At 62.7% G+C, this 14,011-nt stretch carries 11 protein-coding genes and 1 pseudogene; 5 read left to right on the top strand and 7 right to left on the bottom strand.

The annotated features are described in order from the left end of the window. The first annotated feature begins 96 nt into the window (after window positions 1–96). The 5 genes from U5L98_RS01140 (at window position 97) to U5L98_RS01160 (ending at window position 5,020) form a co-directional block, all read left to right on the top strand. Window positions 97–1,380: an imelysin family protein gene (locus U5L98_RS01140; protein WP_322556515.1), complete on the top strand. Its 1,284-nt coding sequence runs from the start codon at window positions 97–99 to the stop codon at window positions 1,378–1,380. An 87-nt stretch (window positions 1,381–1,467) separates the two neighbouring features. After that, on the top strand, window positions 1,468–2,184 hold the full coding sequence (locus tag U5L98_RS01145) for a di-heme oxidoredictase family protein (RefSeq protein ID WP_322556516.1): 717 nt from the start codon (window positions 1,468–1,470) through the stop codon (window positions 2,182–2,184). Next, the gene (locus U5L98_RS01150) at window positions 2,105–2,878 is read left to right on the top strand and encodes a di-heme oxidoredictase family protein (RefSeq protein WP_322556517.1); all 774 of its coding nucleotides are present in this window, start codon (window positions 2,105–2,107) and stop codon (window positions 2,876–2,878) included. Before U5L98_RS01145 ends, U5L98_RS01150 begins: the two co-directional genes overlap by 80 nt. After that, window positions 2,875–3,930, top strand: a complete 1,056-nt coding sequence (locus U5L98_RS01155; RefSeq protein WP_322556518.1) for an imelysin family protein — start codon at window positions 2,875–2,877, stop codon at window positions 3,928–3,930. The genes U5L98_RS01150 and U5L98_RS01155 overlap by 4 nt, the downstream gene beginning before the upstream one ends. Before the next feature lies 1 nt (window position 3,931). Next, window positions 3,932–5,020, top strand: a complete 1,089-nt coding sequence (locus U5L98_RS01160) for a DUF1513 domain-containing protein (protein ID WP_322556519.1) — start codon at window positions 3,932–3,934, stop codon at window positions 5,018–5,020. A 60-nt stretch (window positions 5,021–5,080) separates the two neighbouring features. Here U5L98_RS01160 and U5L98_RS01165 read toward each other — a convergent pair whose 3' ends face one another. From U5L98_RS01165 to U5L98_RS01195, 7 genes and pseudogenes are all read right to left on the bottom strand, one after another. Next, a complete protein-coding gene (locus U5L98_RS01165; protein ID WP_322556668.1) occupies window positions 5,081–5,563 on the bottom strand; it encodes a HEPN domain-containing protein in 483 nt (160 codons plus the stop codon). After that, window positions 5,544–6,801, bottom strand: a pseudogene (locus U5L98_RS01170) (ISL3 family transposase). The gene U5L98_RS01165 and the pseudogene U5L98_RS01170 overlap by 20 nt, the downstream one beginning before the upstream one ends. Next, window positions 6,780–7,979, bottom strand: coding sequence for a class I SAM-dependent DNA methyltransferase (locus U5L98_RS01175; RefSeq protein WP_322556520.1), 1,200 nt, complete (start codon window positions 7,977–7,979; stop codon window positions 6,780–6,782). The pseudogene U5L98_RS01170 and the gene U5L98_RS01175 overlap by 22 nt, the downstream one beginning before the upstream one ends. Before the next feature lie 120 nt (window positions 7,980–8,099). Further along, a complete protein-coding gene (locus U5L98_RS01180) occupies window positions 8,100–9,941 on the bottom strand; it encodes an ATP-binding protein (RefSeq protein ID WP_322556521.1) in 1,842 nt (613 codons plus the stop codon). A gap of 712 nt (window positions 9,942–10,653) precedes the next feature. Next, window positions 10,654–11,004: a hypothetical protein gene (locus U5L98_RS01185; protein WP_322556522.1), complete on the bottom strand. Its 351-nt coding sequence runs from the start codon at window positions 11,002–11,004 to the stop codon at window positions 10,654–10,656. A gap of 535 nt (window positions 11,005–11,539) precedes the next feature. Next, entirely contained in the window at window positions 11,540–11,986 is a 447-nt protein-coding gene (locus U5L98_RS01190; protein WP_322556669.1) for a type I restriction-modification enzyme R subunit C-terminal domain-containing protein, read from the bottom strand. Continuing rightward, on the bottom strand, window positions 11,886–13,778 hold the full coding sequence (locus U5L98_RS01195) for a DEAD/DEAH box helicase family protein (RefSeq protein ID WP_322556523.1): 1,893 nt from the start codon (window positions 13,776–13,778) through the stop codon (window positions 11,886–11,888). Before U5L98_RS01195 ends, U5L98_RS01190 begins: the two co-directional genes overlap by 101 nt. Window positions 13,779–14,011 lie beyond the last annotated feature (233 nt).

Below are 14,011 nucleotides of genomic sequence, written 5' to 3' on the forward strand. Positions count from 1 at the left end.
AATGCTACTAATTCCTATTTGCATAGGGTAACGGATTGCCTTACGTTATTAGTGGAATTGATTCGCCACCAACTGACAACGTCCGACAGGAACCCTATGACTTCCCTACCCGTTCGCCTACCACTGACCAGCGCCATCGCCCTGGCCGCGTTGATTCCTGTAAGCGCTCTCGCCGCCGAGGATACGGTTACCCCCCAGTCGGTCGTCAGCCATTATGCCGACGTTGCCCATGCCACGTATGCCGATGCCCTGTCGGCAGCTCAGAAGCTCAACGAGCGCATTGATGCCTTGCTGAAGGCTCCCTCAGCCGAGACCCTTGCGGCGGCACGTCAAGCCTGGCTCGAAGCGCGTGTACCTTACCAGCAAAGCGAGGTCTTCCGCTTCGGTAACCCGATCGTCGATAACTGGGAAGGCCAGCTGAATGCCTGGCCGCTGGACGAAGGCATGATCGACTACGTCGCCAGCGACGATTATCAGCATGAGCTGGGCAATGCCGGTGCTACCGCCAACATCGTGGCCAATACTTCCATCGAGGTCGGTGGGGAGACGCTCGACGTCAGCGAGATAACGCCGGAATTACTCGCCGACCTGAACGAGGTAGGCGGTTCAGAGGCCAATGTGGCGACCGGGTATCACGCACTGGAATTCCTGCTCTGGGGCCAGGACCTCAATGGCTTCGACAGCGGCAACGGTGAGCGGCCGGCCAGCGACTACATGACCGGTGACGACTGCACCCATGGCAACTGCGACCGGCGGCGTGCCTATCTTGATGCGGCATCAGATCTGCTGGTGAATGACCTGGAGTGGATGGTCGCTCAATGGTCGCCTGACCAGCAGGAAAACTATCGCCAGGCACTGCTCTCAGAGCCCGCACAGGAGGGCCTCAGGCGGATCTTGTTCGGCATGGGCTCGCTGTCACTGGGTGAACTGGCGGGCGAACGCATGAAGGTCGCGTTGGAGGCTAACTCCTACGAGGACGAACACGACTGCTTCAGCGACAATACCCACAATTCGCATTTCTATAACGGCTTGGGGGTTCAGAACGTCTACCTGGGCGAGTACGAGCGCCTGGATGGCAGTGTCATCGAAGGTCCTTCCGTCGCGGACCTGGTGGCCCAGCAGGACGCTGAGCTCGACGCCACGCTACGCGAGCAGTTCGAAGCGTCCATGGCCGAGTTGGAGGACCTGAAAGTCGCGGCCGAGGCGGAGAGCTCTCCCATGGCCTTCGACATGATGATCGCTCCCGGTAATGAGCAGGGTGAAGAAATGATCAATGGTGCCATCCTGGCTCTGGTCACTCAGACCGGCTCTATCGAGAAAGTGGCGGGGACCCTCGGGGTCACCAGTCTGCAGCCTGACGATGCTGGCCACGCGTTCTGATACAATTAGTCCCTGAACATGGCCGCCACCAGCCTCGCTGGTGGCGGCCTTCGTCGTTGAACACTTTCGTAACTTCAAGGCCTCCCAATGTCCCGACGCTCCCCCTTTGCCGCTGTCATGCTGGGCAGCGCCCTGGTCGCCTTGATGGCACTACCAGCGCATGCCGCCTTCCCTGTACAGACGACACCGGACAGCGGGGGCGAGGGCTCGGTGGCGCAGTTCGACCACAACGCCTATTCGCTTCCGCTGGGCAACATGTCGATGACTAAGCGCCTGGATTTCAGCGTCGGCAATAGCTTCTTCCGCAACCCCTGGGTGGAAGCGCCGGCCAGTACCGATGCCCGTGACGGGCTGGGCCCGCTGATCAATACCAACAGCTGTCAGGGTTGTCACATCAAGGATGGCCGTGGCCACCCTCCGAGCGGGGAAGAGCGTGCCGTTTCCCTGTTCCTGCGCCTGTCGTTGCCAGCGGAAGGCGCAGATGCAGAGGTACTGAAGCGTCAGGGCATCAATCCCCTGCCTCACTATGGTGGGCAGCTGCAGACGGCGGCCATCACCGGCTTCGACACCGAGGCCGACATGCAGGTTAGCTATACCGAGAAGACAATCACACTCGATGACGGTGACGTCGTCTCCCTGCGGGTTCCCGAATACCGGATCATCAACCCGGCCTATGGGCAGCTGCCTGACGAGCTGCTCACTTCCGCCACGTGTCGCCCCGCCCATGATCGGCCTGGGGCTTCTCGAAGCCATCCCGGCAGAACGCATCACGGAGCGAGCCGACCCCGAGGACCGAGATGGTGACGGGATCTCGGGACGCATCAACCGCGTCTGGGATGAAGAGCGCGGTGAGACGGTGATGGGTCGCTTCGGTTGGAAGGCCGGACAGCCCTCCGTCGAACAACAGAACCTTCGTGCTTTCGCCGACGACATGGGTCTGACATCGAGCCTTTTCCCTCACACCGACTGCATGCCCAGCCAGGATTGCGCGGTGCTGCCTCACGGGGGAAGCCCGGAAGTGAGCGACGAGATCGCCGATTTCGTCGCCTTCTATGCCTCCAGTCTTGCCGTGCCCAAGCGTCGCCAGATGGAGGATCCGCGGGTGGTTGCCGGTGCCGAGACGTTCAACACCCTCGGCTGCGCGGCTTGCCATACTCCGCGACAGCGCACGGCCGCCGATGCCGCACGGCCCGAGCTCGCCGATCAGACGCTGTGGCCCTACAGCGACCTTCTTCTCCATGACATGGGAGAGGGGCTGGCGGATGGACGGCCGGAGTTCGAGGCGACCGGCAGAGAGTGGCGCACCCCGCCTCTGTGGGGCATCGGACTCGCCCAGAAGGTCAACCCGCAGGCTGGCTTCCTTCATGATGGACGAGCTCGCACGCTGGAAGAGGCGATTCTTTGGCACGGTGGTGAAGCCGGGCCCGCCGCCGCTGGCTACAGGGCCCTCTCCACGTCCAGCCGCCACGATTTACTTCGCTTCCTGGAGTCGCTGTGATACCTGAACTCACCGCAACCGCGTTCACGGGCCGTCGGGGGTTAGCCGGGCTGCTGGCCCTGATGATGGCCGCCCCCTTGCCGGCAGCGATTGCCGACGAGCCACCCACCGCACGCGACCTTTGGCATGAGGCCATCGGTGACGGCTACGCCGAGCTGGCCAGCGATGCTCAGCGGCTCGCCGAACAGGCGACCGACTATTGTCACTCGCCATCAGCAGAGGGACGGGCAGCACTGGAGGACCTGTGGCTCGATGCCTACCAGGCGTGGCAGGCGGTTCGCTTCGTCAACTTCGGCCCGATCGAGCAACAGAGTCGGGGATGGCAACTGCAGTTCTGGCCCGATCGCAAGAACCTGGTGGGCCGCAAGGTCTCCGCTTGGCTGAAGGCTGATACAGCACCCACCATGCAGTCCATTGCCGACGACAGCGTGGCGGTACAGGGGTTTCCGGCACTGGAATATCTGCTGTTCGATGATGAGCTGGACACACCTCAAGCCCTGGCGGCACCACAGGCCTGTGGACTGCTATCGGCCATCACCAAGCACCTGGAAGCTACGACTCGCCAGCTGCATGACGACTGGCAAGCCTTTGGTGGGCATTACCGGGATACCGACACCTATACCCAAGCCACGCTGGAGGCCGGCCTGCAAGCCCTGGACACCATGGAAACCAAGCGGCTTGCCGACCCCTTGGGCCTGACGGGTGGATCGCCGAATGCTTACCTCGCCGAGGCATGGAGAAGCCAGCAATCGGTCACACTGATCGCTGCCAGCCTCTCCGGGCTGGAACAGGCCTATCTCCCGGGATTGCGCGTTCTGATGCAGCAGGCAGATCAGGAAGCGCTCTACGATGACTTCGCCGCCACGCTTGACCAGGCGCTGGATGAGGTTGACGACATTGAGGGCGGGATCGCCCGCGTGCTGGAGGAGCCGGCCGCCCGCTCCGCGGTGCAGGGCCTTTATGTTGAGGTGAGCCAGCTGAACTGGATGGGACGTGAGATCCTCTCTGCCCTGGGAGTCGCCCGAGGCTTCAACGCCAGCGATGGGGACTAGCATGTGGCAGCGACGTGAGTTCCTCAAGGCAGCCGTGGTGGGGCTGGGTTCCCTCGGCTTGCCACCTCTTGGCTGGGCACAGCGTGAGCATCAGAACACCTGGCTATGGAGTGCCATCGACGATGCCCAGGGCCACCAGCTCATCGGGTATCAGCCGGCCACCGGGAGCCATTGCCGCATCCCCGTGCCGGAACGCTGCCACAGCGGCTGTCGACGACCGGGGTGTCCGCAGATAGTGCTGTTCTCCAGGCGTCCAGGCCGATCGGCCCATGTGCTGGACGGCATCAGGCAACGCGAGATCACCCGTATCACGGCCGGCCCTGCCTACCACTTCTATGGTCACGGCGCCTTCTCCCCGGACGGCCGGTACCTCTATGCCACCGCCAATCGGATCGAGGATGGAACGGGGGTGATACGCGTCTTCGATGCCGAAAACGACTATGCCCTGGAAGGTGAAATCGACCTCACTGGCATCGGCCCCCATGAGCTGCGCCTGATGCCGGATGGACAGACGCTGGTCGTTGGGCTTGGTGGCATCCGGACTCATCCTGACTACGGTCGGGTGAAACTCAATCTGGATGACATGGCGCCGGCACTGTTGCTGGTGGACCGGCTGAGCGGCGAGATCCTTGAGCGACATACCCCAAGCCATCATCAGCTCAGCTGCCGTCATCTCGACGTCGCCCCTGACGGCAGCGTATTGGCGGGATATCAGTTCCAAGGCCCGGCCTGGGAACGGCAACCACTGCTGGCCTTTCGCGGGCCAGAGGGAGCGTTTGCCGAGATTGTCCTGCCAGACGACCTCACTGACGAGCTGCGTCACTACATTGCCAGCATCGCCATGGCACCCGATACCGCACGCGCGTTGATCACCGCCCCCCGAGGTCATCGGGTTCTGCTGCTGGATCGGGACGAAAGAAAGTTGATGGCAAGCCACCACCTCCCGGATGCCGCCGGCGCCCTGCCCGACGGTCGCGGTGGCTTCTGGGTATCATCGGGCCAGGGGGAGCTATTTAGCGTTCCGGGTGATGGCTCGCCACCGCTGCGGATCGATGCTCTCGACCTGAGTTGGGACAACCACCTGAGCTGATGCATTGCGCCTAAAACAGGGCGCAGGCTACCTACCACGGCCGCGTACTGGCGCGAATTGTTAGAGATTTTGCTCAAGATACTCATCCGTTGCGCGAACCAGTTCCCTCAGGAATCTAATAACTTTTTCGAGTTCGTCTTTCTTGATTAAATGAGCAGCCGGCGGCCCATTGTTGATTGGCTTTGAGCGATGAACGGCATCTCCGCGCTTTGAAATCCACTGGTTTAACGATTTTCGAGCATTTTCCGGAGTTACATTTGACCATGACCATGCCGAGGTAACATCCAATCCAAGATAGTCCTGGAATATTTTTCTGGTCTTGTCGGAAGTGGGGTTATGAAACTGCTTAAGCTCTTGTTGCAGCTTTTTCTGAATAAACTCATCGACATAACTACCCGAGACGATACTTAGACGCTTATCCATGGCTTCGGTGATACGGTCCTCAACGTATGTCTCCCACGCTGTGAGAGCCATCACTAGACCAGCCCTTTTTAGAACCTCAGCATTTTGGTTCTTCGACGTTTCATGTGGATTTGGCCTGATCCAGCAAGCGGCCCACGGGGCTGCCGATCAGGTAGATCATGGCGATGAAGTTGGCCACGTTCCGGTAGCCGCGTGCGCGTGACCGGGCGGCTTGGAATAGCCCGTTCATGCCCTCCAGGCGTGCGTTGGTCAGTCCCGAGATCCAGCGCCTCACCACCTGCTCGGCATGCCGCTCCAGCGTCGCCAGGGCCTTTCCCATCGGCTTAAGCAGTGGCCTCTCGGAGACCGCCGCTTTCATGACCTTGAGGTAGTTCGTGATGCGCCACTGAGCCGCTCGGGGCGTCGGGGCCTTCTGGATCCAGCGCAGCTTCTCCTTGATCACCCAGGCATCGGCAGTGGCACTCTCGATCGGCCATCAGCTCCTGGAGGGCGGCCAGCTGGTTGGCCGTCAGGTTGTCGTTATCCAGGCGCTTCAGCACTGCCCAGCGCAGCGCCTTGGGGTGCCCCTGCTCGCGGCGCTCCTTCTTGCGCACCTCGTCCAGTCGCTTGGTGAAGGTCTGCACGATATGAAACCAGTCGACCGTGACCTCGGCCCTGGGAAGGTTCTCGGCCACGCCGCTGAGGAAAGCTTGTGACATGTCGCAGACGACCTCGACCACGTTGTCCGGGTTGCCGCCATGGGCCGCCAGGAAGGCGCTGAACGCCTTGATGGCGTCCTTGCCATGGCCCGGGACGGCGAAGAGCACCGGCTCCTGCTTGCGCTGCATGTCGAGGAACACCGTGACATAGCGGTGGCCTCGTCGAGAGGCCGTCTCGTCCACGCCGACGGTGGTCACGCTGGACAGATCCAGCTCACCCAGCATGCGGCCCACGTAGTGGTGCACGATGCGCCACAGGCGCTTGTCGGAGATCTCCAGCTGCCGGGAGACGGCCAGCACCGGCATCTCCTTGACCAGCGACATGGCGGCCTGCTCGAACAGCAGGGTGAAGTCGCTGCCAGGCCGCGCCCAGGGCACCTCGATGCGCTTGACGCCATGCTCGGGGCACTTGGTGCGAGGCACGCGGGCGTGCAGGTAACAGTGGTGCTGGAAGAAGTTCAGGTGCCGCCAGGTCTTGTCGGCGAAGTCGTGGGCCGGGCAGGCCTTGCCGCACTCCGGGCAGGGGTAGAGGCTGCCTCGCTCGGCCTCGACATAGAGGTCCAGGCGGTGAGGCGACACGGCGGTATCCAGGTGCTGGTCCTTGAGAATCCAGGGCGCTTCCAGGCCCAGGCCGAGGGTCAGAATCTGGGTGCCGTCCATGCCATGCCTCCTGTCCAAGTGGAGGCTCTATCCTGGCCCAGCTCAGGGGGCGAATTCCACACCCAACGACGAAGACCATCAAAGAACAGCACGTTGGCCTTGACGCCATGGGCGTAGAAGATGCCGGTGGGCAGGCGCAGGATGGTGTGCAGCTCGGTGGTCTCCATCAGCTTGCGGCGCACCGTCTCGCCCGCCCCGCCCTCGAACAGCACGTTGTCCGGCACCACCACGGCGGCCTGGCCGTTCTCCTTGAGCAGCGTGCGGATGTGCTGGACGAAGTTGAGCTGCTTGTTGGAGGTGGTGGCCCAGAAGTCCTGGCGGTTGTATTCGAACTCCTCGCGCTCTTGCTCGCCGGCCTCGTTGGTGATGGTGAGCGTGCTCTTCTTGCCGAAGGGCGGATTGGCCAGCACGTAGTCGTGCCGCCGGGGGTTTTCCGCCAGCAGCGCGTCGGTGGGCGAGATGGTGGGGTCGTCACCGATGTCGCCGATGTTGTGCAGGAAGAGATTCATCAGGCACATGCGCCGCGCGCCGGGTACGATCTCGTTGCCAAAGAAGGTGCGGTGCTTGAGTGCCTGCTTCTCCTCGGCGGTCATCTCCGCCAGGTGGTGATCCTTGATGTAGTCGTAGGCGGCGAGGAAGAAGCCGCCGGTGCCGCAGGCCGGGTCGCAGATCGTTCTGGCCGGTTGCGGGCGCACGCACTCCACCATGGCGCGGATCAGCGGGCGCGGGGTGAAGTACTGGCCGGCGCCGGACTTGGTGTCCTGGGCGTTGCGCTCCAGCAGGCCTTCGTACATGTCGCCCTTGACCTCGGCATCCAGCATCACCCAGGTCTCGGCATCGATCAGGTCGATCAGCCGCGCCAGCTTGGCCGGGTCCTGGATCTTGTTCTGCGCCTTGGTGAAGATCTGGCCCAGCATGCCCGGCTGCTTGCCCAGCTCGCGCAGCAGCTCGATGTAATGGCCCTCCAGCTCGGCGCCCTTGCGCGCCTTGAGGCTTTGCCAGTCGTAGCGCTGGGGGATGCCCACGTCGCGGTTCCAGGGCGGCCGGCCGTATTCGTCCGCCATCTTGAGGAAGATCAGGTAGGTGAGCTGTTCCAGGTAGTCGCCATAGCTCACGCCGTCGTCGCGGAGCATGTGGCAGAAGTTCCAGACCTTGGAAACCAGGCTTTCGGCGTTCATGAGGGCTCCTCGGTGGCGATGTAGGCCTGATCCGGGCGGTTGGGTTCATGGGGGTACTTTCTCTGAAGCTGCCCGTTTCGTATCAATGGCTTCAGATAACGGTGCCGGAGGTAATGGCGGTTACGGCCCGTGATCGTTGCCAGTTCGCTCAGGGAGCAAGGTCGGTATGCGCAAAGCTGCAGGATGACGGATTCCATCCGGCTGATATCCCGACTCCTCTGGCCCATAGACTCTATGGCCTGGCGCAGCGACTCGGGCAGTTCGGATCAGAAGGAACTCCCTAGACAAGCCCTTGGACTGTGTAGATAAGCCCTCGAACTGCGTAGATAAGCCCTCGGACTGCGTAGATAAGCCTCCGGACTCCTGCGATAAGCCCTCGGACTGCGTAGATAAGCCCTCTGACTGTGTAGATAAGCCCCCAGACTCCTGTGATAAGCGGGTGAAGAGGTCGCCTTCCGCCTTCTCCGCCAGCGGTTCGAGCCGCTCCCCCGGCACATAGTAGGTGGCCGGGCCGCGCGGCACCTGCTCGACGAGCCCCAGATCCCGCAGGTGAGCCAGACGCTGGCTGGCGGCGAGGGTATCGACCCGGTTCAGGTCGCGGTAATCGGAGTTGGTTATCCGGCCGGTCTCCCGGATGAAGATCAGCGCCCGCTGCTCGTCCTCGCCGAGCCCCAGGTGCCGGAACTGGCCCAGCCAGGCAATATCCGCCTCGCTCAGGAAGTGGTGGAACAGGTAGGTGGCGGCGAACTGGTCGTTGTGCCGGTCGGAATCGAAGCTCGGTGGCGAAAGCCCCGCCTCCTCCATCAGTCGGCGCATGACGCGGATGCCGCTGCCCTTGGTCTCCGCCAGCCCCATTTCGTGCAGCACCGAGGCAATCACCGGGTTGCGCCATTGCGAGCCGGGCTCGCCCAGGTTCTCCAGCGCCTTCAGCGAGTAGCCCGGATTCTGCACCTCCAGCCGGTTGCTGTAGCGCAGCAGCTGGATGGGCTGCTGGCGCTGGTAGTTGCGGTGCATCACCGCGTTTACCACCGCTTCCCGGACCACTTTGTCCGGCAGCACCGTCTTCTCGCCCCGCCTAATTTCCCCCTCCGGCAGCTGAAAGGCTCGCGGCAGATCGTCCAGCACCGCCGCGGTGGCCCGCTGTATCAGCCGGGGCAGGGTGTCGCGCAGATCCAGGGTGGTGAAACGCTCGTGGGGGTCCTCGATCCACTCCTTGCCGGGAATGCGGATGTAGTCGACGCGGTTGGCAGGGAACAGCCGGCGCAGGGCGCCCCGGCGGCCGAACAGCAGCACCCCGGCCACCGTGGGGTGCAGCTCGCCCGACTTGCGGACCACGGCGCCCAGCGCCTCCAGCAACTCCGGATCGGAAAAGGTCAGCTCTTCCGCCGCCGGGTTCACCGCGCGGCGGGCATCACGGTAGTGCTCGATGGCGTCCGGGTCCAGATCCTCCAGGCTGGCACCGGAGACGAGCGAGGCATCATGGCTCTGGCCGGCCCGTCCCAGGTACAGCGCCGCCAGGTCATCCTGGTTGCAGCGATAGTCGCCGCTGGGTCCGCGCCGCCACGCGGAGCGCGGCAGGGGCTGGTTGGCGAAGTGGATGGGGCGGGATGCCGGATCGGCCTCCGGCACTTCCACCACAATGACCGTGCCCTCTTCCAGCGCTTCCGCCCGGGCCTGAATCCGCACCGGCACGTTGAAGGCATTGGCACACTGCGAATGCAGGTCATTGAGCAGCTTGTCTGGGTTCTCGACGTTGGCCACCCGGTAATCCCCCGGCTGGTCCGAGGCCTTTTCCACTCCCAGCAACAGCCAGCCACCGCCCAGACCCGGCTCGTTGGCCAGGGCGCAGACCGTCTCCAGCACCGACTTGCCGATGGCCGAGGCCCGCTTGGCCTCGATGCGATCGGATTCATCGAGCTGCCGGAGCTGGTCGAGCAGTGCGCGGGCGGTGGAAATATTCATGCCGATGCCTCGGCCTTGCGCTTGCGGCGCCCGGCCTTGGGCTGGTTCGCCTGCTCCTGGCGGATGCGTTCCAGCAGGTACGCTGGCGGGTTCGTCGTTCGGGTCCTGGGGAACGAGTTTGCCTTCGAAGGCGCGTTTCAGGATGGATTGGCGAAGGACAGGGTCATCAGACGTCGAAGATCAGTCTCATCTTCCAGATGCTGCACATTTCCGAACAATCGAATGCTTGCAATAATCTCGACTTCTTCTCTAGCAATGAAGCGGAATCCTCCCGCTAGTTCGAACATTAGATTGGTTGACCTCGCACTGGCATTTACAGAACAGCTTAGCATTCGTCTGGCTGATTGTCAGACTTCCCTCGACTTTACTCGAAATATGTTGCCGACTATACCATTTCAGTGCGAAACAAACTTCGCATAAAATCTCAAGTCGCCGAGATAACGTTGCTACTCGAACATACATTTCTGTGTTATGCTTATCTGGAACCGAAGACGTCAGCCTCCCCAAATACTCGACACGTATCTCATACTCTCATTCACCAAGTACATCATTCTCTTCAAGCGTAAATCATCAGGCCTCATTCGCTCTGCAGACCATTGCTTAAAATCGTAAGACCACCTTCACGCTAACGATCGACCAATCGATAAATAGGCGATCTATCAACTGAATCAACAATCCTGGCTTGCCATACTCGAACTCGGCATAAAGCCCATCACGCTCTGATAAGCTCGCCAAGCGGTACGTCCACGCTTTCAGAGAGCAAGGTGCAATCACGTCGTCTGGCTCTACATTTGGAGACTTTCATTGCTGAGGGTTTCCTTGGTTTCTTCCCGATCTCGCCATCCGCCTCCCACTCCGCCACGGCAGCTTTCCACTCTTCCAACTGCTGCTGGTAGCGGGCTTCGCGCTCTTCGCGGATGCGCTGGAGGAGCTGGTCGGCGGTTTCGAGTTGGTCGGCGTTGTCGCGGCGCCATTGCTCGGTGAGGCGGCCTTCGAAGGCGGCCTTGAGCAGGGACTGGCGGTAGGTCTTGAGCTGGGCGCGGGCGGTTTTCAGGCTTTCCACGCCGTTGTCCAGTTCGGAGAAGAGTTCTTCGATCTTGGCGACGATGCGGCGTTGTTCGTTCGACTGGCGGCAGGTAAAGCGATGGCTATCTCGCGCATGCTACGCTAATGTCTAGCTTCAACCTTGTCGTGCCAGTACAACGGTCGGATAGTCCACGAAATCTCAGGATAGTAGCAGAAGAAATCACGGATCAACCCTGTCACAGGATGAAGGACTTGTAACGCCGATCTGTTGCCCGGACATGAAGCTTTTGTCTATCCAACTTAACGATATCGAGCGCCATCCCCAAACAGAACACTCCCATCCAGGTGTAATCATCGATATAACGCAACCTTCCACGGTGGCACCGTAGTACCGCGAAATGTATTCCTTGCACCTGATCAATCACCGGATACAGCCCGGTGCTTGCATATTGATTGTGCTTCTACTATGCATTCCCGGTTGTAGGGAATTTCCTCGAGCACACCACCTCCTAAGCCTGCACAGGCTACCGCTGCCGAGAGGAGTTCCCTGAACTGCTTCGTTCGTCGTCGCATCACGCCGCCATCTCATCATTCATCTGGTCCAACACGCTCTCCATGTCCTCGCCGAACAGTTGCCACATGCGCCCGCGCCCGCCTTCGGCGTCGAAGGGGGCGTAGTCCAGGTCCTCCACGCCGATGTGGAAGCTGGCGGCGATGTGGTCGCGGATCTTTTCCAGCCAGGCCATCTGTTCCTCGTTGAATTTGGGCTGGTTGCCGGAGTGCCGGCCGAAGACCCAGCGCTTGAAGTTGGCGCGCACCGTCTCGGCGTAGGGCGTGAGCCTGTCGTCCCAGCCGCTGACCCGGCGCACCAGGGCGATGATCTGGGCCAGTTCGGTTTCCGGCCGGCGCGCCTGCACGTCATCCAGGCGGGCGTAGGCGTCCCAGACCCGGGCCGGGGCGAGCTTGGGTTGCTCGCGCTTCAGCGCCTCGAGCAGCTCGCGGATGGCCCGGGCGGTGATCTCCCGCCGCCGGTGCGGCTGCGTGATAGTAAATGGTCAGGGCGTCGATGTCGTCCCGGTGGGCTTCCAGCCAGTCCTGAAATTCCCGGCGCAGGTTCTCGCGGTGGGTTTCGGCGTCGGTTTCCCAGTCGCTGATGGTGACCTCGTCCGGATTGATCTCGTCCACCAGCTGTTCCTGGCGCTGGCGGACCTCCTCGAGATAGGTGGTCAGCGGGCCGGTGACGGCGGCGGTGGCATAGCGGGCACGCTCCTCGCGCACCGCCTCCATCTGCTCCGGGCTCGGCTCGGCGGCTTCGGGCAATTGGTGGTTTTCTCGGGCGGCGCGGCGCAGGGCGTCCGGGTCGTCGGTGCCCAGCAGTTCGGCGGCGATGGCGTTGAGATCCGGCCCGCCGGTGATCTTGCGCACTTCCCGGTGCTGGTCGTCGTCGAGCCGCTTGCTGAACCGGGCCAGGCGGCCAGCCAGGCTGGTCAGGGTGTCCGGGTCGCGCACGCCCATGGTCACGGCCTGCATCAGGTCCTTCATGGGCACGCTGGGCTTGCGCTCCAGGCTGCCGGTTTCCATCTTCTTCGATTCGCTCACCCCCACGGCGTCGACGAGCACGAAGTGTGCCTTGGGGCCGGTGGCCGAGCGGTTGACCCGGCGCAGGCCGTCGGCGTCCAGGCTGCGGGTGCCGCGGCCGACCATCTGCATGTAGTAGTTGCGGCTCTTCACGTCGCGCATGAACAGCAGGCACTCGATGGGCTTGACGTCGGTGCCGGTGGCGATCATGTCCACGGTGACGGCGATGCGCGGGTTGTAGTCGTTGCGGAAGCTGTTGAGCAGGCTCTGGGGGTCTTCGTCGATGCGGTAGGTGATCTTCTTGCAGAAGTCGTTGCCGGCGGCGAACTCCTCGCGGACGATGTTGATGATGTCGTCGGCGTGGCTGTCGGTCTTGGCGAAGATCAGGGTCTTGGGCACCTCGACGCCGGCACGGGCCGCCTTCGCCCTCGGGCAGGCGGCGGTCGGGAACATGCGCGGCAGGGCGTCGCGGAAGGCGCGGATGACGGTGCGGATCTGGTTGGGGTTGACCACGCTGCGGTCGAGCTGGCTGCCGGCGTATTCCAGATCCTCGTCGAGCTGCGACCAGCGCTGTTCGCGGGTCAGGCGGTCGCGGTGCTCGACGGTCTCCTCCGCCTCGATCGTCGCGCCCTCGCGGGTCAGCCGGGTGTCGATGCGCCAGACGAAGTGGTCGACGTTGACGCCGTCCACCACGGACTGCTCCAGCGGGTATTCGCTGACCACGTTCTGCTGGAAGAAGCCGTAGGTGCGGTTGTCCGGCGTGGCGGTGAGCCCCACCAGGAAGCTGTCGAAATACTCGATCACCTGCCGCCAGAGGTTGTAGATGGAGCGGTGGCACTCGTCGATGACGATGACGTCGAAGAACTCCGGCGGCACCTTCGGGTTGTAGACCACCGGCAGCGGTTCCTTGCGCAGGGCATCGAGCCCGGCCGGCTCGTCCTCGGCCTCCTCGTCCAGTGGCTCGCCCTTGAGGATGGAGTAGAGGCGCTGGATGGTGCTGATGCAGACCTGGCCGTCGCTGGGCACATGGGGCGAGCGCAGGCGCTGGACGGTGTAGAGCTCGGTGAACTTGCGGTTGTCGTCCTGGGGCAGGTACTGGTGGAACTCGTTCTCCGCCTGCACGCCCAGGTTGCGGGTATCCACCAGGAAGAGCACGCGCTTGGCCCCGGCGTGCTTGAGCAGGCGGTAGATGCTGGTGATGGCGGTGAAGGTCTTGCCCGCCCCGGTGGCCATCTGGATCAGCGCCCGGAGGCGGTTCTCCTTGAAGGAGGCTTCCAGGTTGCCGAATGGCGCGGAACTGGCAGTCGCGCAGGCCGTCCGGCTGCAGTGCCGGCAAGGCCTGAAGCCGGGCCCGAAAGGGAGCAGACTGCGAGCGCCACTCCGCCAGGGTCTCAGGGCGATGGAACTGAAACACCTCGCGGGCGCGGGGCAACGGGTCTTCCCGGTCGGTGAAGCGAGTAATCTCG

Origin of the sequence: Halomonas sp., from assembly GCF_034520545.1 — a bacterium.
Lineage (GTDB): Bacteria > Pseudomonadota > Gammaproteobacteria > Pseudomonadales > Halomonadaceae > Halomonas.